The sequence below is a fragment of the Mycobacterium sp. 3519A genome (assembly GCF_900240945.1).
Classification (GTDB): domain Bacteria; phylum Actinomycetota; class Actinomycetes; order Mycobacteriales; family Mycobacteriaceae; genus Mycobacterium.
The window spans coordinates 603,954-622,052 of sequence record NZ_OESG01000014.1 but is presented as its reverse complement, the minus strand read 5'-3'; the positions used below and the strand labels follow the sequence as shown (position 1 = coordinate 622,052).

The window sequence follows — 18,099 nt, the reverse complement described above, 5'->3', positions numbered from 1 at the left end:
CGAAGAAGCTGACCGGAGGCTAGTTGAACGCCAACCAGCTGGGTAGCGCACGTTCGCGGGAGTCGCACAACACCTGACGGGTGTCACAGTTGCCGTCCGGTACACCCGCGCCCGCCCACATGCCGCCGGTGTCGCGGCGCAGCACGATCGCCGATGACCCGCCGCCGTCCAGCAGGATCGCGGTATCGCTGCCGAGCCCGCGGAACAGATCCTGGATCTGGTCAGGCGTATAGCTGCCGCCCTGAAAGACGTACATCTCGTCTTTGGTTTTCGAATACGCCAGCGCCGTGCGCGCCGCGCTGGGACCACCGTCGTTGAGTTGCCCGGTGTCGCCGGGGGCGAGCAACCCGATGCCGCTGACCGCCACGAACCGGACACCCTTGTCGAGCAGACCCTGAATCACCGGCGTCGCGGCGTCGTAATCGCCAGGGCCCTTGGGCGGCACCACATATGGCGCGCCCGCCACCGGAAGGATCATGGTGGACAGCGCACTCCAGTGTTCGCCTCCCCCGGACAGACCCTGCTTGCCCGCGTAGGCGACGGTGCCCGTCACCGCGGTGTTGGCCCGGCCCTGGCCGCGGGTGTTGTCGACATATGCGCCGAGCGGGGAACTGCATCCGGTCGACTTCCACGAACCACCCTTCTGGCCGCGCACGTCGAAGAAGTTCGCGTTGATGGCGATCGTTGGTTGCCCGAGGGCTTGCCACGCCTGCAGTGGGGTGTAGATCTCCGACGCCTGCCACAGCCCCTCGCCGGTGCGGGCCCGCGGGTCGCGTTCACAGCGGCTCTGGTAGCCGGCGTGGGAGTCGACGAGCAGCCGCGGCGCGAGGCGTTGCGCGGCCGCCTTGATGATCATCAGGTGCCCGCCGTTGGTCATCTCGTACCAGCCGCCGCCGGCGTTGAGCATCGGCGCGGGCGCGCCGCCCCCGAAGTTGTAGACCAGGTAGGAGCCTCGGGTGGACGCGATCGCGTTGGCCAACAACGTGCGCCCATCGGCAGCGCGGGCGACGGGGGCCACCGTCGTCGCCACCGCGATGGCTACCGCCAGCGCGGCGGCACACGCGGCGAATAGCCGCAGGTATCCGGGTGCAGTCGGCACGGTCGCCCCTTTGCTGAAACCGCTACAACCCAGACAACATTAGTCACAGCTGACACACAGTCAACTTTGGTAACAGCTCAGCATCGGTTCGATCGCAGGTTTAGCTGAGTCAATTTCGCGAGATCGGGTAATCCGCGTTGGTCGGACTTCCAATGTGAGGAGCAGAAATGATCGGGACAATAATCAGCGCCATCGTGGTCGGATTGATCGTCGGCGCGCTCGCGCGGCTCATCATGCCGGGCAAGCAGAACATCGGCGTGATCATGACGATCGTGTTGGGCGTGCTCGGCTCCCTGATCGGGTCATGGGTGACCTATCAGATCGGCTACTCGAACTCCAACGGCGGGTTCGCGATTATCCCGTTCCTTGTCGGCGTCGTCGTCGCGATCGTGTTGATCGCGCTGTATCTCGCGATCACCGGCAAGCGCGGCGCGGGTCCCCGCACCGGGGCAGCGCACTAGCGCGGCGCAAGCCGGTAGACGGCGTCCGCGTAGTCGTCGGTGATGTAGACGGCGCCGTCCGGTCCCGCCACTGCGGCGACCGGGCGGCCCCAGCGCGTCCCGTCATCGGATTGGAATCCGCCGACCAACGTCTGCTTGTTGCCGAGTCTGCCGCCCTGCCAAGGGAAAAACGCCACCTCCGGTGCATACGGCGGTTGCCGGTTCCATGACCCGTGCACACCCATCAGCGCGCCGGAAGAGTACGGAGCGGGCAGGACGTTCTCGGTGAAGCTCATGCCGAGTGGCGCGGCGTGCGCGCCGAGGCTCTGCTCGATCGGCGGCAGCGATGCGCAGTCCAGTTTGGCCCCGTCGGCGTTGGTCTGGACGTCGCGGATCAGGGGCAAGTTAGCCGGGCCGCCGTCGGGATTGCAGTAGGGCCAACCCAATTCGCGTCCGGGCCTAAGCCGGGCGACAGCTTCCGGTGGGTGCTCGCTGACGTATCCGGCGTCCACCTGCCCGGTCGCGGGGTCTGCCACATTGTCGCGGTTGTTCACCGCCGTCCACACCGAACCGTCGGGAGCGACCGCCAGGCCGGTGCCGTTGCGCACGCCCGTCGCGAACGGCGCGGCGGGTCCGCCACCGGGCGGGATCCGCATGATGGTGGCGCGCGGTGGAGTGGCGGTGCGGTCGTCGGCGGTGATGTTGCCCGTCGAGCCGATGGAGAAGTACACCGCGCCGTCGCGCCCGACGGCGACGCTCTTCAGCGCATGGGCGTACGCGCCGCGCAGGTCGGGACTTTTGGCGTCGGGTAGCCCTGCTGCCACGGTGCGGCGGTTGCCGGCGGCGCCGTCGGTGTAGTCGTACGCGTCGACCTGATCGCTTTCCGCGACGTAGAGCGTGTTGCCCGCGAAGGCCATCCCGTGCGGTTGGTCGAGCCCGTCGAGTAGCACGGTGTCGCGGCCTGCGTCCAGCTTGACGATCTGCCCGCGGCTCGGCACCGAGATCAGCAGTTTGCCGTCGGGGGTCCACGCGGCCAGGCGGGCCTTGGGGATACGGGCGAACACCGACAGCGTCCAGCCCGGCGGCACAAGCGCCCGGCGCGGTTGGTCGAACGGGGCCTGGGCCAGACGGGGATCGACCTGCACGGCGACGGGCACCAATCCGGCGGCGGTCGGTGTCGAGGTCACGGCGGGCGGGCTGGGTGCCGGCTGCTCCGACGAGCACCCCGCGATCAGCGCGACACCGAGCAGCGCCGCGCCGATTCGCTTATGCCGCAGCCAAACTCGCATGCATCTCCCAGACGAGAATCTCGGCGGGGGCGGTGGCGGTGACGCGTTGGCCACCGGACGCGGTGAACCGCACCGCATCGCCCTCGTGCAACTGGCCCGCGCCTTCCAGGGTCACCTCACCGCGTGGCACGAACAGATGCAGATACGGCGCCTCGGGCAGCTCGACGGATTGCCCCGGTTGTAGGCGCGCGCCGTGCAGCGCGGCATAGCGGTTGCGGATGGTGATGGCGGTGTCGTCGCTATGCTCGGGCATGCCCGAGGCGATGGTGACGAGGCCGCCGCGCAGCAGTTCGTCGTCGATCTCGAGCTGTTGGTAGCCGGGCGTGATGCCGGATTCGTCGGGCACCACCCACATCTGCACGAAATGCACTGGCTCGTCGTGGGTTTCGGATCCGGTCAGCGTCCACGAGTCGTTCTTCTCCGAATGCAGGATGCCGCTACCTGCCGACATCCGTTGGGCCAGGCCGGGATAGATGACTCCGGAGTGGCCGGTGGAGTCCTGGTGCACCAGCGATCCGCGCAGCACCCACGTGACGATCTCCATATCGCGGTGGGGGTGGGTGTCAAACCCGGTGCCGGGCTTGACGATGTCGTCGTTGTTCACCAGCAGCAGGCCGTGATGGGTGTTGTCGGGCTCGTAGTGGCTGCCGAACGAGAACGAGTGCTTGGAGTCCAGCCAGGCGATCTTGGTCTTCGCGCGATCGTCGGCGCGCCGGATATCGATGGTCATGGCTTGCTCCTGTGGTCTCGGCCAGCCTAGGCGGCCGGCGTTGACTGCGACAACATAGATGATGTGTCATGTATTCCGTGTGGCTGACAGGTGAGCAACAGCGGATCTGGCGAGGGTATCTGGAGATGACCAGTCGCCTGCAAACCGCGATGCACCGCCAACTGCAGCAGGACTGCGAGCTGTCGCTGGCGGACTACGACGTCCTGGTGGCGTTGTCGGAGCGCGGGCCGCAACGGATCAACGAACTGGCCGAGGTGCTGGGCTGGGAGCAGAGCAGGCTGTCACATCAGCTGCGGCGGATGCGCGGGCGCGACCTGGTGGACCGCCACGGCAGCGGCGAGGATCGTCGCGGCGCAACGGTCTCGCTCACCGTCGCCGGAACTGCGGCGCTGGAGGCCGCGGCGCCCGGGCACGCCGAACTGGTGCGGTCGGTGGTGTTCGACGGCCTGACCGCCACGCAGTTGCGGGCGTTGGAGTCGGTGGTCGAGCTGGTTACCAGTCGGCTCGCTAGCCGAGCTACCAATCAGACTCCGTGAACTTGATGACGCCGCGGATGTTCTTGCCGTCCAGCATGTCCTGGTAGCCGTCGTTGATGTTCTCCAGCGAGTAGGTCTGGGTGATCATCTCGTCGATCTTCAGCTGCCCGGACTTGTAGAGGCCGACGAGCTTCGGCGTCTCGATGTGCGAGCTGCCGCCGCCGAAGATGTTGCCCTTCAACGTCTTCTGCAACATGGTGAACAGGAACAAGTTGAGCTTGACGTCGACGTCCATCATCGAGCCCATGCCCGTCACCACGCAGGTGCCGGTCTTGGCGGTCAGGATCATCGCCTCTTCGAGGTACTCGCCCTTCATCTCGCCGACCGCGATGATGGTCTTGTCGGCCATCAGCCCGTGGGTGACGTCGATCATCGGCGCGATGGCCTCCGCCATCGACGGGTAGACATGCGTCGCGCCGAACTTGATGGCCTGGTCGCGCTTCCACTCGTTCGGGTCGATGGCGATGACGTTGCGGGCGCCGGAGAGGACAGCGCCCTGCAGCGCGCTCATGCCGATGCCGCCGACACCGACGATCGCGACCGTCTCACCCGGCTGCACCTGGGCGACGTTGGTCGCCGAGCCGAAGCCCGTCGGCACCGCGCAGCCCATGATCGCGGCGGTCTCGAACGGGATGTCCTTGTCGATCTTGACGACGGAATCCTTGTGCACGGTCATGTACGGGGCGAAGGTGCCGAGCAGGTTCATCGGCGACACTTCGGTGCCGCCTGCGTGCACGCGGTTGGTGCCGTCGGCGATGGCCTTGCCGCCGAGCAGCACGGCGCCGCGGTCGCACAGCGAGCGGTAGCCCTTCAGGCATGGCGGGCATTCGCCGCAGGCCGGGATGAAGGCGAGGATGACGTGGTCGCCTTCCTCGATGCCGGTGACGTTGCGGCCGACCTTGGTGACGACGCCCGCGCCCTCGTGGCCGCCGAGCGCGGGCAGGCCGATCGGGGTGGCGCCGGTGGTCAGGTGGTAGTCCGAGTGGCACATGCCCGCGGCGTGCATCCGGATCTGCACCTCATCGGCGACCGGGTCGCCGAGCTCGATCTCGTCGATGCGGAACGGAGAGTTGAGCTCCCACAGCAGGGCCCCTTTGGTCTTCATGAGTCGCGATCATAGAACACGTTCCAAAACACGTGTCAATTAACCAGCTGGCCAGCGGTGATGGCAGCCTAGACAGAGTCATGCGCCGAGTGGCCAGTTATGGCACGGATTTTCGGCTCAGGTTCAAGGGGTGATTGCAACGGCTCCTAGCTGAGGAGTTGTTGATGCGTCCGTCGCGTTATGCCTGTGTTGGTCGTCAGTTCTGGGGTCATGTCGGCGATGGCACGTCGGTGGTGGAGGCGGCGCAGGCAGTCGGTGTGTCGGTGCGCACCGGCTGGCGCTGGTTTGCCGATGCTGGCGGGGTGAGACCCAAATTTCCTGATGAGACCGGTGTGCGGAAGTGGTCGCGGCTGGGCGAAGACGAACGTAACGAAATTCAAGACGGCATTGCCAGAGGGGAAAGCATTCGGCAGATCGGCAGGCGGCTGGGCCGCCCGGCCTCGACGGTCATGCGTGAGATCGACCGAAACGCGTTCTGCCGTGGACGATATCGTTCGCGGTACCGGTTCGGGGCGCAACGGCACGGCGGCTGGGATGCCACGCCGAGGTATCGGGCCGGCGTCGCACAGGCGCGTGCTCACGCGCGGGCTCGACGCCCGAAACCGCGCAAGCTGGCCACCAATGAACGGTTGCACCTTGAGGTGCAGAATCGGCTGCTAGACGACCACAGTCCTCAACAGATCGCCAACCGGCTGCCGATCGAATTTCCCGACGATGCGGAGATGCGGGTGTCCCACGAGACCATCTATCAGTCGATCTACGTGCAGGGTAAAGGAAATCTGCGCCGTGAGCTGCACAAATGTCTACGCACTGGGCGGGCGTTGCGCAAGCCTCAACGACGCGGTAACCAGCGCCGAGGGCAAATCCGCGACATGGTCAACATCAGCGAGCGTCCACCGGAGGTCGAAGACCGTGCCGTACCCGGCCACTGGGAAGGTGACCTGATCATGGGTAGCACCGCATCGGGTTCGGCGATCGGCACCGTGGTCGAACGCATGACTCGGTTCGTGCTGCTGCTGCATCTGCCTGACGACCACGGTGCCCTGGCAGTGCAAGAGGCCATCGTCGCGAAAATGGCTCAGCTGCCGGCGATTCTGCGTAAGACACTGACCTGGGATCAAGGCAAAGAGATGGCCAATCACGCCGCTATCGCCGCAGCGACGGAATTAGATATCTACTTCTGTGATCCGCACTCACCATGGCAGCGCGGGACCAACGAGAACACCAACGGACTGCTGCGCCAATACTTTGCTAAAGGCACCGACTTGTCGATCTTCCCGGCAGACTATCTGGACTACGTCGCCGCCAAGCTCAACAACCGGCCCCGGCAAACCCTGAGCTGGAAGACCCCAGCCGAAACCCTCGACGAACTACTCTCAAACCCGTCAAAACCACCCGCTGTTGCAATCACAGCGTGAAACCGCCCGGTCGAACGCGTGGCATAAGTGGCCACTGGGCGGGTCAGGGAGCGCGTTACCGGTGCGCCGCGTCCTACTTGCATGCCGGATGAGTGGCCTTTTCTCGGAACCGAAGCAGTTGCGCGCGGCATGGCGACACGGCGCACGCTGCGCAGTCGGCACCGTCAGGTCTACCGCAACGTCTACATCCCGAATGGTGCCGAGCTCACGCCGGTGACTCGCGCCGTGGCGGCGTGGCTCTGGTCTGGCCGACAGGCGACGGTCGCGGGGATCTCGGCCGCGGCGCTGTGGGGCACCAACGCGAAGTGGATCGATCCACTACTGCCTGCGGAGTTGTATCGCCGCAACGGAAAACCGGTCGAGGGCATCGTGATTCACCGGGACACGCTTTTGGACGACGAGACCGGCCTCGCTCGCGGCATTGAAGTGACCACTCCTGCGAGGACAGCGTTCGATCTCGGCCGGCGTGGCCATCGGGTTACTGCGCTCGTCGCTGTCGACGCCCTGGCGAACGCGACGATGCTCGAGCCGTCGGAGGTTTCGCCGTTGGTCGAGCGCCACCCCGGCGTACGCGGGCTGGTCCAACTGCGCGAAGTCGTCGGCCTGATGGACAACGGCGCCGAATCGCCGCAGGAAACCCGCACCCGGCTGGTGCTCGTCGATGCGGGGCTGCCGCGCCCGACGACGCAGATCCGCGTCTACGGAAACTTCGCGGGTCGTCGGTACGCGAAGGTCGACATGGGCTACGAGCAGTTCAAGGTCGGTGTCGAGTACGACGGCGAGCACCATTGGACCAACCCGTCGCAATATGCGTACGACATCGAGCGGCACGCGGAGTTGCTCGCGCGCGGCTGGGTGATCGTCCGCGTCAGCGCCGAGATGCTGCGATACCGGCCGCAGGTGATCGTGGCCCGGGTATGCGAAGCGCTCAGGGCCGCCGGCGCCGAGTGGCCAGTTATCGCACGGATTTTGGCCGGACGCGTTGCATAAGTGGCCATTGGACGCCTACAGCGACGCGGGCAGGCCGAACTTCTCGAACAGCGCGGTGTCGAGGAACGCCACCACATGCGACACCCCACCCGGCTTGATGTCGAGCACATGCAACTGGAATGCCTCGTGCTTGCCGGTCTCCTTGTTGCGCATGTACAGCGCCGCCGCCGGCTGACCATTGGCCGTCGTGCGGAGAAACCGCATATCGCCCGGCCCCTCCGCGGGGCAGTGCACCCGGGTGAGCGTGACGATCGACTCCGGCCCCTGATACCAGCCGTCGAACGGAGGCATCTCCCAGATCGCGTCGTCGGTGAACATCTTCACCAGCTCGTCGATGTCGTACGCCTCGAACGCCGCGATGTAGCGGTCGAGCAGATCCTTGCTCTCCGGCGACTCCGGCTCGGCGATCTGGTCGTCCTCGCTGGGCCCGACCTCATCGAGCTGGGCCCTGGCCCGCTGCAGCAGGCTGTTGACCGCCGCCGTCGACGAACCGATCGCCTCAGCCACCTCCGCCGCCCGCCACTGCAACACGTCGCGCAACACCAGCACCGCCCGCTGCCGCGGCGACAGATGCTGCAGCGCCGCCACGAACGCCAACCGCACCGACTCCCGCGAACCGACGATGTTCGACGGGTCAGCCGAGTCGTCCGGCAACGGTTCCAGCCACGGCACCTCATGCCGCTCGGTGAGTTCCGCGTTGGCATCCGAACTGGGCTGGCCCAACCCCGTCGGCAACGGGCGGCGTTGCCGCGAATCCAGCGCCGTCAGGCACGTGTTGGTGGCGATCCGGTACAGCCAGGTCCGCAACGACGACTGGCCCTTGAAGCCGCCGTAAGCCTTCCAGGCACGCAGATACGTCTCCTGGACCAGGTCCTCAGCGTCATGCAGCGAGCCGGTCATCCGGTAGCAGTGCGCGAGCAGTTCACGCCGGTGCGGCTCGGCTTTGAGCAGGAACTCGTCATCGGTTTCGTGCGCGAGGACGGTCACCTGGCCGAGCTTACGCAGCCCCAGGGACAAGGCGGGCCAGGCACTCATTAATCTTTCGCTGATGGCCACTACCCGCAAAGAACGCAGCTTCGACGGCGTCGGCGGCGTGCGCATCGTCTACGACGTATGGACGCCGGACACCGAACCCACCGGGGTCGTCGTGCTGGCCCACGGCTACGGCGAACACGCCCGCCGCTACGACCACGTCGCGCAGCGGTTCGGCGAATCGGGTCTGATCACCTACGCGCTCGACCACCGCGGGCACGGCCGGTCCGGCGGCAAGCGGGTGTACTTGCGCGACATCTCCGAATACACCGACGACTTCCACACCCTGGTCGGCATCGCGGCCGCCGACCACCCGGGGCTCAAGCGCATCGTGCTCGGCCACAGCATGGGCGGCGGCATCGTGTTCGCCTACGGCGTCGAGCACCCGACCGACTACGCCGCGATGGTGCTGTCCGGTCCGGCGGTCGACGCCTCCGACGCGGTGTCCCCGGTGATGGTGTTCGCTGCCAAACTGCTCGGCAAGATCGCGCCAGGACTGCCCGTCGAACAACTGCCCACCGACGCGGTGTCCCGCGACCCCGAGGTGGTGGCCGCCTACAACGCCGACCCGATGGTTCATCACGGCAAGCTGCCCGCAGGCATCGCCCGCGCGCTGATCGGCGTCGGCGAGACCATGCCGCAACGGGCGGGCGCGCTGACCGCGCCGCTGCTCGTCGTGCACGGCGAACAGGACAAGCTGATCCCCGTCGCAGGCAGCAAACGTCTGGTCGAATGCGTTGGTTCGACCGACGTGCACCTGAAGATCTACCCCGAGCTGTACCACGAGGTGTTCAATGAGCCCGAACGCGCCGTGGTGCTCGACGATGTCACGTCCTGGATCGAGGTTCGCCTTTGAAAGGCTTTCTAGTCCTTGTTGTTTCGCTGGTCGTGGTGCTCGCCGGCTGTTCGTCTGACGAGCACCCCTGGGTCGACGACGACGTCACCTTCGAGGTGGCCGACGGGCTGACCATCCACGGCACCTACCGCCACCAGCAGGGCGCCGCGGCGGCACCGGCGGTGCTGCTGATCTCGGAGAGCGGGCCGACGGACCGCAACGGCGACAACGCGGTCGTCGGGCAGATCGGCAACATGCGCCAACTCGCCGAACTGCTGTCCGACCACGGCGTCGCCAGCCTGCGCTATGACAAGGTCGGCACCGGCAAAACCGGGTTGGGCCCCTACAAAGGCAGGCCCAACGACGTCGTCAGCGCCGTTTACACCAGAGGCGCTGAGGCGGCGATCCGCTATCTGACCGACCAACCCGGCATCGACAAGGACAAGCTCTCCGTCTACGGCGTCGGCGAAGGCGCCATTCATGCGATGACGCTGGCCGACGACACCACCCCCGGCGCACCAAAGATCCACTCGCTGGGCCTGTTTCAACCGCTGCCGGGCCGCTATCTCGACATCATCACCAGCCGGGTACGCGGCGACGCCAGCGCGCAGACGCTCGGGGCGTGGTTGGCCGCCGTCGACCAGATCCGGACCAAGGGCACCGTGCCCGACAAGCTGCCCGAGGGGTTGGGCGCGATCGTCAACGCGGGCAACGTGAAGGCCGTCGTCGAGACCGACAAGATCGATCCGCTGGCGTTGGCGGCGAAGATCCCCGCGGGCACACCGGTCCTGCTGACCTGTTCTGACACCGACAGCCAAGCCAAGTGCGACGCCGAACAACCGTTGGTCGACGCGCTCAAGCACACCGCACTGACCGAGGTGCAACTGCAGGGCGTCAACCATGTGCTGCGCGACGATCCCAGCGACAGCGTCGCCAACCTGACCAAACAGGGCCCACTTTCTCCACAGGTGGTCGGCGCGCTCGATGTGTTTGTCAGTAAGTAGAAATAACCTGATGCACATGACTTGCGAGCGAGAAGTGGAACGGATCGCGCATGGCTGACGACAAGATGCTGGCGCGGATCGCCGCGCTGCTCCGCCAGGCCGAGGGGACCGACAACCAGCACGAGGCCGACGCGTTCATGGCCGCTGCCCAACGGCTCGCCACGGCGACGTCCATCGATTTGGCGGTCGCCCGCGCGCACTCCGATCAGCGCGCCAAGGCGCAGACCCCGGTGCAGCGCACCATCACCATCGGCAATGCCGGCACCCGCGGGCTGCGCACCTATGTGCAGCTGTTCACGGTGATCGCGCACGCCAACGACGTGAAATGCGATGTGGCGTCGAACTCCACGTTCGTCTACGCATACGGCTTCGCCGAGGACATTGACGCCAGCCATGCGCTGTACGCCAGCCTGGTCATGCAGATGGTGCGGGCGTCCGAGGCCTACATCTCGTCGGGGGCGCACCGGCCGACTCCGACGATCACCGCGCGGATCAACTTTCAACTGGCGTTCGGCGCCCGCATCGGTCAGCGTCTGGTGGAGGCGCGCGAACAAGCTCAGCGTGAGGCCACCAACGGCCGCGACAGCCGACCTGGCACCGCAATCGCGTTGCGCAACAAGGACATCGAGCTCAAGGACTTCTACAAAGAGACCTCCCAGGCGCGCGGCACCTGGCGGGCGTCCAGCGCCACGGCAGGCTACTCGTCGGCCGCGCGGCGTGCCGGTGACCGGGCGGGCCGCAGGGCGCGCCTCGGTGGCAGCCCCGAATTGGCCGGGGCACGGTCCGCATTGGAGAAGTGACGCCACGCGATACCCAGCGGGCGAAGGTCTATGCCGCTGAGGAATTCGTCCGGACGCTGTTCGATCGCGCGGCCGAGCGCGGCAATCGCGTCGTCGAATTCTTCGGCACCCAGCTGACGCTGCCTCCCGAAGGGCGGTTCGCGTCGGTGGCGGCGGTCCAGCGCTACGTCGACGAGGTGCTGACGCACATGGGCGTCCAGCGGCCGCTGACCGTGCGGGCCCGGCGCGGCGCCACCGCGGCGCACTACGAGCACTCCGACGACGGCGCCACCATCGCGGTGCCCGATCGGCGCTCGACGTGGGCGCTGCGCGAACTCGTCGTGCTGCACGAGATCGCGCACCACCTCTGCGACGCGGAGCCGCCGCACGGACCGGAGTTCGTCGCGACGTTCTGCGACCTCGCCGCGGCGGTGATGGGGCCGGAAGTCGCGCACATCCTGCGTGTGGTCTACGCCAAAGAGGGTGTCCGGTAGCGTTTGTCAGGTGGCTGAGCCGGATCCCAAGGCGCTGGACGAACTGTTCAACCGCGTGTTGCGCACCGAGGACGACGCGCTGCGAGCGGCGCGTGAAGCCGGTGACGCCGCGGGCATGCCGCCGATCGAGGTGTCCGCCCAACACGGCAAGCTGCTGTTCCTGCTCGCGACGGCGATGCGGGCCGCCCGTGTACTCGAGATCGGCACGCTGGCCGGCTACAGCACCATCCAACTGGCCCGCGCCGTCGGGCCCGACGGCTACGTCGTCACCCTCGAGTTCGAACCCAAGCACGCCGAGGTGGCGCGAAAAAACCTGGCGCACGCCCAGGTGGGCGACCGGGTGGAGGTGATCGTCGGCGCCGCACTGGACACGCTGCCGACGCTCGCCGACCGCGGCGAGACGTTCGACCTGATCTTCATCGACGCCGACAAGGAGAACAACGTCGGCTATGTCGAGTGGGCGATCAAGCTCGGCGCGCCGGGCTCAGTCATCGTGGTGGACAACATCGCTCGCTTCGGACGTGTCCTCGACCCTGCGCCCGACGACATGCAGGCCCGCGGGGTACGAGACATGCTCGACATGATGGGCGCACACCCTCGACTCGACGCGGCGGCCATCCAGACCGTCGGGACCAAAGGCTGGGACGGCTTCGCGGTCGCTGTGATCACGTAACCGGTTTACGGGCGTAGCCTTGATGTTGATGGATGGGGTGCGGTGAGCCTAAACCGGCTGCCGCATAACGGAAAGGAGTCGAAATGACAACAGCCCATGCATCAATAGATCAGCATCCTGACATCCTGGCTCTGCGCGCAAGTTACGACCGCGCGGCTGAGTCGATGGCCGCGCAGGCCACCTTCGGCCTGACGTTGCTGACGGCGATATTCGTTGCCCTGCTGCCACATATCGTCGGTTACGACGCCTTCACGCGGCTACCCGCCAGCGATCTGATCGTAGGAATAACTGTCGCTGTTCTGGCCATGTGTTTCGGCTCGGCACTGGACCGTACCCACGGCATGACGTGGACGCTGCCGGTCTTCGGTCTGTGGATCTTCTTCTCACCGTGGATCTTCGTCGCGTCGCCGACCGCCGGCATGGTCTGGTCACATGTGATCTGCGGTGCGCTGATCACCGTGTGCGGCCTGTACGCCGTGTACTTCGGCATGCGGGTACGCGGGTCCGAGCACTAGTCGGGCAACGACAAGACCGGCCGGGGCGACCCGGCCGGCCGCCCGCTCCGTCGAGTCGCCCATTCGCCGACGGATGGCGCCTCTGTGTGCTATTCCGGCAGCATGGTGTCGAAAGCATTGCCTGTAGCCGTCTTTGCGACTTGTGCCGCGCTCGTCGCGCCGGTCGCTCACGCGGATCGGCCCGAACCGCCGCCGCTGTACGGAACGTACGACTTGTTGATCGACTTCTCGAAGCAGACCTTCAACGGCAAGCCGACGCCGATGAATGCACTGACGGTGCCGGCGGACTTCACCACCCACTGTGACGCCGGTGGCTGCATTGCGCGGATGGACAACAAGGACGACCACGCACGCAATCCCGGCGCTCCGCTGGCTTACGAATACCGTTGGAACACCGACCGTTGGGAGACCAGCGGCGAGTACCCCTACTTCTGCGATCGCAGCGACCCCGGCAGCGCAGTGCAAGCCCGCCGCTCCGATTTCTGGATTCCCAACCCGGATGGAAGCTTCTTCGGCGAGCGCACCCTCGTCATCGACGGTGCGGGCTGCCCCGGTGAAGGGCCGGGCACACATTGGTTGCCGATCACGCTGACGCCGGTCGGGAAAACCGGCTGATTGACAGATGCGTTGATTTGCCCGTGAACCGGTGTTGAACCGCATAAGCTGCGCCGATGTACCCTCAATGGAGTAGGCGAAGTTTCCTCGGCGCGGCTGGCATGGCCGGACTGGCGCTCGCTGCGGGCCGTGCGTCGGCGGCCCCCGCCGCTGGCCCGGTCACCGTGACGCATGCCTTCGGGCAGACGGTCGTGCCCGCGCCGCCCAAGCGTGTCGTCAGCGCGGGCTTCACCGGACAGGACGACCTGCTGGCGGTCGGCGTTGTGCCGATCGCCACGACGAAGTGGTTCGGCGACCAACCGTACGCGGTGTGGCCGTGGGCCCAAGCCAAACTCGGCAATGCCCAACCGACGGTGTTGAGCATCTACGACGGCATCCAGGTCGACCGGATCGCGGCGCTGACACCGGATCTCATCGTCGCGACCAACGCAGGCGTGAATGCTGATACCTACCAACAACTCTCGGCGATCGCCCCGACCATCCCGCAGTCCGGTCCGGAACCGTTCTTCGAGCCGTGGAAGACCCAGGCCGACACGATCGGCCAGGCAGTGTTCCAGGCGGACAGGATGCGGTCGCTGATCGCCGGCGTCGACGGGCGGTTCGCGGACGTCGCAAGGACGCATCCGCAATTCGCGGGGAAGAAGGTATTCCTGCTGTCGGGCAACACCTTCTGGCAGGACAGCATCATCGCGTCGATCCCGAGCTGGAAGACGGAGTTCCTCACTCAGATGGGCTTCGTCATCCCCGACGGCATCGCCGCATACGGCCGCGGCGACGACCGCGCATACATCGATCCGAACAACCCCGCGCCGTTGGATGAGGCCGATGTGTTGATCTGGACGACGGAGAGCCAGGCCGATATCGACGCGCTGCTGGCCATCCCGGGCATCGCCAACCTGCGGGCTACCCGGGAGAACCGCAACGTCTTCACGAACCGCGAGCAGGCGGGCGCCATCGCCTTCCATTCGCCGCTATCGCTACCGCTGGTCGCCGACCAGTTGCCTCCGCTGTTGGCGAAGGCAGTGCACTAACCGCAGACCGCGCCGCCTGCCGCCGAGCCCACCAGCTTGGTGTACTTGGCCAGCACGCCGGTGGTGTAGCGCGGGGGCAGCGGTTCGAAACCCGCCTTGCGGGCCTCGAATTCGGCCGGGTCGACGAGCACGTCGAGCGTGCCCTTGGCCACGTCAAGGCGGATCCGGTCGCCGTCGCGCAGGAACGCGATCGGCCCGCCGTCGACCGCCTCCGGTGCGATGTGTCCCACGCACAGGCCGGTGGTGCCGCCGGAGAACCGGCCGTCGGTCATCAGCAGCACGTCCTTGCCGAGGCCCGCGCCCTTGATCGCGCCGGTGATCGCGAGCATCTCACGCATACCCGGCCCGCCCTTGGGGCCCTCGTAGCGGATCACCACGACGTCACCCGCGGTGATGGTGCCATCCTCGAGTGCATCGAGAGCCGCCCGCTCACGCTCGAAAACCCTTGCGGTGCCTTCGAACACGTCGGAGTCGAAGCCCGCCGACTTCACCACGGCGCCCTCAGGGGCGAGCGAACCGTGCAGGATCGTGATGCCGCCGGTCGGATGGATCGGCTCGGAGAGGGCCCGCAGCACCTTGCCGTCGGGATCGGGCGGGGCGATGTGCGCCAGGTTCTGCGCCATGGTCTGGCCGGTCACCGTCAGGCAATCACCGTGCAGCAGACCGGCATCCAGCAACGCCTTCATCACGACGGGCACTCCGCCGATCCGGTCGACGTCCGTCATCACGTGGCTGCCAAAGGGTTTCACGTCAGCCAGGTGCGGCACCTTGTTGCCGACGCGGGTGAAGTCCTCCAGCGTCAGTTTGACGTTCGCCTCATGCGCGATGGCCAGCAGGTGCAGCACCGCGTTGGTCGAGCCGCCGAAGGCCATCACCACGGCGATGGCGTTCTCGAACGCCTCCTTGGTCAGGATGTCGCGCGCGGTGATGCCGCGGCGCAGCAGTTCGACGACGGCCTGACCGGACTGGCGCGCGAAGCCGTCGCGTCTGCGGTCGGTGGCGGGCGGGGCGGCCGACCCGGGCAGCGACATGCCCAGCGCCTCCGCCGCGGAGGCCATGGTGTTGGCGGTGTACATGCCGCCGCACGCGCCCTCGCCGGGGCAGATGGCGCGTTCGATCGCGTCGACGTCCTCGCGCGACATCAGGCCGCGCGCGCACGCGCCGACGGCCTCGAACGCGTCGATGATCGTCACTTCCTTCTCGGAGCCGTCGGACAGCTTCGCGATGCCGGGCAGGATCGACCCTGCGTAGAGGAACACCGACGCCAGGTCCAGTCGGGCGGCGGCCATCAGCATGCCTGGCAGCGATTTGTCGCATCCGGCCAGCAGCACCGAACCGTCCAGTCGTTCGGCCTGCATGACGGTCTCGACGCTGTCGGCGATCACCTCGCGGGACACCAGCGAGAAGTGCATGCCTTCGTGGCCCATCGAGATGCCGTCGGACACCGAGATGGTGCCGAACTCCAGCGGATAGCCACCCGCCGCGTGCACGCCGTCCTTGACGGCCTTGGCCAGTCGGTCCAGCGACAGGTTGCACGGGGTGATCTCGTTCCACGACGACCCGACACCGATCTGCGGCTTGGCGAAGTCGTCGTCACCCATGCCTACCGCGCGCAGCATCCCGCGGGCTGCGGTCTTCTCCAGACCGTCGGTGACGTCACGACTGCGGGGTTTGATATCGGGGGAGTCTGAGGGCATGCGCTTCAGTATGCCGTCGGCGTTTCGACAGGCCAAACCGTTATCCATACCCCCACGGGGTACCCTTGAGGCATGTCGCTGATGACCCGTCTGTTGGTTGCCCTCGCCGCCGGGCTGCTGCTCACGTCGTGCAGCAACTCGGCGCCGGACACCCACGCCGAGCATTCGAAGACCGACGAGCCCGTCATCACCGGGCAACCGGCGGGCTACAACGCCGACGACGTCGCGTTCGCCACCAACATGATTCCGCATCACCAACAGGCCGTCGACCTGTCGGCGCTGGTGCCCGAGCGTTCGACGAACCCGCAAGTTGTCGACCTGGCCAAGCAGATCTCCGCCGCGCAGCAACCGGAGATCGAAGTCATGAAGGTGCTCCTGGTGCAGTGGAAGGAGAACCCTGACGCCGATTCGGGGCACGGCGGGCACGGCGGGGCGATGCAGGGCATGGTCGATGACGCGACCATGGCGAAGTTGCGGTCGCTGAACGGCGCGGAATTCGACAAACTGTGGCTGGACTCGATGATCAGCCACCACCAGGGCGCGATCGAAATGGCCAAGGCCGAGATCGCGAACGGCGACAACGCGGACGCCAAGAACCTGGCCGGCAAGATCGTCGCAGCCCAAGAAGCCGAGATCGGCCAGATGAAGCAGATGCTGGGAGGCTGACATGACTGCCGCACATGGTTATTCGCAGCAGAAAGAGAATTACGCCAAGCGGCTGCGCCGAATCGAGGGTCAGGTCCGCGGCATCGCGAAGATGATCGACGAGGACAAGTACTGCATCGACGTGCTCACCCAGATCAGCGCCGTCAACAGTGCGCTGCAGTCGGTGGCCCTCGGCTTGCTCGACGAGCATCTCGGCCATTGCGTGACGCAGGCCGTCGCCGAGGGCGGCGACGAGGCCGAGGCCAAGCTGGCCGAGGCGTCGGCGGCCATCGCCCGGTTGGTCCGCTCCTAGCCTTCGCCGGTGCTGCCCGAACGTTCCTTACCGCTCGAAAAATCGCGGATTTTTCGAGCGGTAAGGAACGTTCGGCGAAAAGAAATCAGCCCAGCGCGTCCTCGATGCGCTGCACTTTCGCGGTCAACTGGCCGGTGTAGCCGGGCCGGATGTCGGCCTTGAGCACCAGGCTGACCCGGTCGGAGACGGCGGCGACGGCCTCGACAGCCTGCTTCACCACCGCCATCACCTCATCTGTTTTTGGAGGCCCACGGCCTCCCGATGTTGGTGAACATCGCGTTCGTCTCGTTGGGCAGGCCTGATGCCCGCACCACCCGAATCGCCTCGGCGACCGCGGCGCCGACGCTGGCGTCGCCACCCGTCGGGCTGACGCTGAACGCGACGATCACTGCTTGCTGTATCCGGTCGGCCGCACCACGAGGATCACCCGGTCGGCCTTGTCCGCAGGAGGCTCCGTCAGCGGCCCGCTGTAGCGGTCGTTGAGGTGCATGTAGAACGCCCCGGTCGGGTCGGGCTCGATCTTCTCCACCACGCCCCGCACCTCGAGGAAGCGGTACGGGTTGTCGGGATCGACGATCGACATCGCCACATTCGGATTCGCCGCGATATTGCGGTACTTCTGGCGCTTGGACGTGTGGGTGAACCGCAGCAGCTCGCCGTCCCAGTCGAACCACATCGGGTTGACCTGGGCGTTTCCGTCGGGCCGCGTTGTGGCAAGGTGCCCGTACAGCGGACGTTCCAGCAGCGTCTCGTACCCCTCGGGGATGTCGGCCATCACAATCCTCTCTCGGTTCAGCGGCAATCCGCTACCAGCTGACAACTCGCTCTAGCGCGATATCCATCCTCGCTCGATACCGTG

Annotated in this window: 21 protein-coding genes and 1 pseudogene; 14 read left to right on the top strand and 8 right to left on the bottom strand. The window is 66.5% G+C overall.

The genetic code is table 11. From position 1 onward, the window contains the following. Nucleotides 1-19 precede the first annotated feature (19 nt). Entirely contained in the window at nucleotides 20-1,132 is a 1,113-nt protein-coding gene (locus C1A30_RS24100; RefSeq protein ID WP_369974206.1) for a phosphodiester glycosidase family protein, read from the bottom strand. A gap of 134 nt (nucleotides 1,133-1,266) precedes the next feature. Between C1A30_RS24100 and C1A30_RS24095 the strand changes: the two genes are divergently transcribed. Then, nucleotides 1,267-1,560: a GlsB/YeaQ/YmgE family stress response membrane protein gene (locus tag C1A30_RS24095; protein ID WP_101950865.1), complete on the top strand. Its 294-nt coding sequence runs from the start codon at nucleotides 1,267-1,269 to the stop codon at nucleotides 1,558-1,560. On the opposite strand, the gene C1A30_RS24090 is transcribed toward C1A30_RS24095, so the two are convergent. After that, nucleotides 1,557-2,828 (bottom strand): sorbosone dehydrogenase family protein, encoded by a 1,272-nt coding sequence (locus C1A30_RS24090; RefSeq protein ID WP_101950864.1) that lies wholly within the window; start codon nucleotides 2,826-2,828, stop codon nucleotides 1,557-1,559. The genes C1A30_RS24095 and C1A30_RS24090 overlap by 4 nt on opposite strands. Further along, complete coding sequence (locus C1A30_RS24085; protein ID WP_101950863.1) at nucleotides 2,806-3,558, bottom strand: pirin-like bicupin family protein; 753 nt, start codon at nucleotides 3,556-3,558, stop codon at nucleotides 2,806-2,808. Before C1A30_RS24085 ends, C1A30_RS24090 begins: the two co-directional genes overlap by 23 nt. A 68-nt stretch (nucleotides 3,559-3,626) precedes the next feature. Between C1A30_RS24085 and C1A30_RS24080 the strand changes: the two genes are divergently transcribed. After that, the gene (locus C1A30_RS24080) at nucleotides 3,627-4,094 is read left to right on the top strand and encodes a MarR family winged helix-turn-helix transcriptional regulator (RefSeq protein WP_101950862.1); all 468 of its coding nucleotides are present in this window, start codon (nucleotides 3,627-3,629) and stop codon (nucleotides 4,092-4,094) included. Here C1A30_RS24080 and C1A30_RS24075 read toward each other — a convergent pair. Next, the gene (locus tag C1A30_RS24075; RefSeq protein ID WP_101950861.1) at nucleotides 4,075-5,199 is read right to left on the bottom strand and encodes an NDMA-dependent alcohol dehydrogenase; all 1,125 of its coding nucleotides are present in this window, start codon (nucleotides 5,197-5,199) and stop codon (nucleotides 4,075-4,077) included. The two genes, C1A30_RS24080 and C1A30_RS24075, sit on opposite strands and share 20 nt — an antisense overlap. A 164-nt stretch (nucleotides 5,200-5,363) precedes the next feature. Between C1A30_RS24075 and C1A30_RS24070 the strand changes: the two genes are divergently transcribed. Together C1A30_RS24070 and C1A30_RS24065 are read left to right on the top strand one after the other, a co-directional pair. Continuing rightward, nucleotides 5,364-6,617: an IS30 family transposase gene (locus C1A30_RS24070; RefSeq protein WP_235009817.1), complete on the top strand. Its 1,254-nt coding sequence runs from the start codon at nucleotides 5,364-5,366 to the stop codon at nucleotides 6,615-6,617. 129 nt (nucleotides 6,618-6,746) lie between these two features. Continuing rightward, nucleotides 6,747-7,607 (top strand): endonuclease domain-containing protein, encoded by an 861-nt coding sequence (locus C1A30_RS24065; protein WP_235010173.1) that lies wholly within the window; start codon nucleotides 6,747-6,749, stop codon nucleotides 7,605-7,607. A 15-nt stretch (nucleotides 7,608-7,622) separates the two neighbouring features. Here the strand turns inward: C1A30_RS24065 and C1A30_RS24060 are convergent, their stop codons facing one another. Continuing rightward, nucleotides 7,623-8,642, bottom strand: coding sequence for a sigma-70 family RNA polymerase sigma factor (locus C1A30_RS24060; protein WP_369974177.1), 1,020 nt, complete (start codon nucleotides 8,640-8,642; stop codon nucleotides 7,623-7,625). Between the two features lie 13 nt (nucleotides 8,643-8,655). Between C1A30_RS24060 and C1A30_RS24055 the strand changes: the two genes are divergently transcribed. The 8 genes from C1A30_RS24055 to C1A30_RS24020 all read left to right on the top strand — a co-directional run bounded on the left by C1A30_RS24055 (nucleotide 8,656) and on the right by C1A30_RS24020 (nucleotide 14,585). Then, nucleotides 8,656-9,495, top strand: coding sequence for an alpha/beta hydrolase (locus tag C1A30_RS24055; RefSeq protein WP_101950859.1), 840 nt, complete (start codon nucleotides 8,656-8,658; stop codon nucleotides 9,493-9,495). Next, a complete protein-coding gene (locus C1A30_RS24050; RefSeq protein ID WP_101950858.1) occupies nucleotides 9,492-10,478 on the top strand; it encodes a hypothetical protein in 987 nt (328 codons plus the stop codon). Before C1A30_RS24055 ends, C1A30_RS24050 begins: the two co-directional genes overlap by 4 nt. A 50-nt stretch (nucleotides 10,479-10,528) precedes the next feature. Next, a complete protein-coding gene (locus C1A30_RS24045) occupies nucleotides 10,529-11,278 on the top strand; it encodes a DUF2786 domain-containing protein (RefSeq protein WP_101950857.1) in 750 nt (249 codons plus the stop codon). Beyond that, nucleotides 11,275-11,751, top strand: a complete 477-nt coding sequence (locus C1A30_RS24040) for a TIGR04338 family metallohydrolase (RefSeq protein WP_101950856.1) — start codon at nucleotides 11,275-11,277, stop codon at nucleotides 11,749-11,751. The genes C1A30_RS24045 and C1A30_RS24040 overlap by 4 nt, the downstream gene beginning before the upstream one ends. A gap of 10 nt (nucleotides 11,752-11,761) precedes the next feature. After that, a complete protein-coding gene (locus tag C1A30_RS24035) occupies nucleotides 11,762-12,424 on the top strand; it encodes an O-methyltransferase (RefSeq protein ID WP_101950855.1) in 663 nt (220 codons plus the stop codon). An 83-nt stretch (nucleotides 12,425-12,507) separates the two neighbouring features. Then, nucleotides 12,508-12,939 (top strand): SPW repeat protein, encoded by a 432-nt coding sequence (locus tag C1A30_RS24030; RefSeq protein WP_101950854.1) that lies wholly within the window; start codon nucleotides 12,508-12,510, stop codon nucleotides 12,937-12,939. A gap of 102 nt (nucleotides 12,940-13,041) precedes the next feature. After that, nucleotides 13,042-13,554: a hypothetical protein gene (locus C1A30_RS24025; protein ID WP_101950853.1), complete on the top strand. Its 513-nt coding sequence runs from the start codon at nucleotides 13,042-13,044 to the stop codon at nucleotides 13,552-13,554. Nucleotides 13,555-13,610: 56 nt separating this feature from the next. Next, nucleotides 13,611-14,585, top strand: coding sequence for an ABC transporter substrate-binding protein (locus C1A30_RS24020; RefSeq protein ID WP_101950852.1), 975 nt, complete (start codon nucleotides 13,611-13,613; stop codon nucleotides 14,583-14,585). On the opposite strand, the gene ilvD is transcribed toward C1A30_RS24020, so the two are convergent. Further along, on the bottom strand, nucleotides 14,582-16,282 hold the full coding sequence (gene ilvD / locus C1A30_RS24015; protein WP_101950851.1) for a dihydroxy-acid dehydratase: 1,701 nt from the start codon (nucleotides 16,280-16,282) through the stop codon (nucleotides 14,582-14,584). The two genes, C1A30_RS24020 and ilvD, sit on opposite strands and share 4 nt — an antisense overlap. Before the next feature lie 81 nt (nucleotides 16,283-16,363). On the opposite strand from ilvD, the gene C1A30_RS24010 reads away from it, so the two are divergent. After that, a complete protein-coding gene (locus tag C1A30_RS24010) occupies nucleotides 16,364-16,948 on the top strand; it encodes a DUF305 domain-containing protein (protein ID WP_101952844.1) in 585 nt (194 codons plus the stop codon). A gap of 1 nt (nucleotide 16,949) precedes the next feature. Further along, a complete protein-coding gene (locus C1A30_RS24005) occupies nucleotides 16,950-17,240 on the top strand; it encodes a metal-sensitive transcriptional regulator (RefSeq protein WP_101950850.1) in 291 nt (96 codons plus the stop codon). An 85-nt stretch (nucleotides 17,241-17,325) separates the two neighbouring features. Here the strand turns inward: C1A30_RS24005 and C1A30_RS24000 are convergent. Both C1A30_RS24000 and C1A30_RS23995 read right to left on the bottom strand, forming a co-directional pair. Then, nucleotides 17,326-17,629, bottom strand: a pseudogene (locus tag C1A30_RS24000) (MTH1187 family thiamine-binding protein). Then, complete coding sequence (locus tag C1A30_RS23995) at nucleotides 17,626-18,015, bottom strand: PPOX class F420-dependent oxidoreductase (protein WP_101950849.1); 390 nt, start codon at nucleotides 18,013-18,015, stop codon at nucleotides 17,626-17,628. The pseudogene C1A30_RS24000 and the gene C1A30_RS23995 overlap by 4 nt, the downstream one beginning before the upstream one ends. Between the last annotated feature and the right edge of the window lie 84 nt (nucleotides 18,016-18,099).

Bases quoted from the DNA above. Each gene is read 5' to 3' on its own strand.
- C1A30_RS24095 (WP_101950865.1), top strand. From the start codon at position 1,267: ATGATCGGGACAATAATCAGCGCCATCGTGGTCGGATTGATCGTCGGC.
- C1A30_RS24090 (WP_101950864.1), bottom strand. From the start codon at position 2,828: ATGCGAGTTTGGCTGCGGCATAAGCGAATCGGCGCGGCGCTGCTCGGT.
- C1A30_RS24085 (WP_101950863.1), bottom strand. From the start codon at position 3,558: ATGACCATCGATATCCGGCGCGCCGACGATCGCGCGAAGACCAAGATC.
- C1A30_RS24080 (WP_101950862.1), top strand. From the start codon at position 3,627: ATGTATTCCGTGTGGCTGACAGGTGAGCAACAGCGGATCTGGCGAGGG.
- C1A30_RS24075 (WP_101950861.1), bottom strand. From the start codon at position 5,199: ATGAAGACCAAAGGGGCCCTGCTGTGGGAGCTCAACTCTCCGTTCCGC.
- C1A30_RS24070 (WP_235009817.1), top strand. From the start codon at position 5,364: ATGCGTCCGTCGCGTTATGCCTGTGTTGGTCGTCAGTTCTGGGGTCAT.
- C1A30_RS24065 (WP_235010173.1), top strand. From the start codon at position 6,747: ATGGCGACACGGCGCACGCTGCGCAGTCGGCACCGTCAGGTCTACCGC.
- C1A30_RS24060 (WP_369974177.1), bottom strand. From the start codon at position 8,642: ATGAGTGCCTGGCCCGCCTTGTCCCTGGGGCTGCGTAAGCTCGGCCAG.
- C1A30_RS24055 (WP_101950859.1), top strand. From the start codon at position 8,656: ATGGCCACTACCCGCAAAGAACGCAGCTTCGACGGCGTCGGCGGCGTG.
- C1A30_RS24045 (WP_101950857.1), top strand. From the start codon at position 10,529: ATGGCTGACGACAAGATGCTGGCGCGGATCGCCGCGCTGCTCCGCCAG.
- C1A30_RS24030 (WP_101950854.1), top strand. From the start codon at position 12,508: ATGACAACAGCCCATGCATCAATAGATCAGCATCCTGACATCCTGGCT.
- C1A30_RS24025 (WP_101950853.1), top strand. From the start codon at position 13,042: ATGGTGTCGAAAGCATTGCCTGTAGCCGTCTTTGCGACTTGTGCCGCG.
- C1A30_RS24020 (WP_101950852.1), top strand. From the start codon at position 13,611: ATGTACCCTCAATGGAGTAGGCGAAGTTTCCTCGGCGCGGCTGGCATG.
- ilvD (WP_101950851.1), bottom strand. From the start codon at position 16,282: ATGCCCTCAGACTCCCCCGATATCAAACCCCGCAGTCGTGACGTCACC.
- C1A30_RS24010 (WP_101952844.1), top strand. From the start codon at position 16,364: ATGACCCGTCTGTTGGTTGCCCTCGCCGCCGGGCTGCTGCTCACGTCG.
- C1A30_RS24005 (WP_101950850.1), top strand. From the start codon at position 16,950: ATGACTGCCGCACATGGTTATTCGCAGCAGAAAGAGAATTACGCCAAG.
- C1A30_RS23995 (WP_101950849.1), bottom strand. From the start codon at position 18,015: ATGGCCGACATCCCCGAGGGGTACGAGACGCTGCTGGAACGTCCGCTG.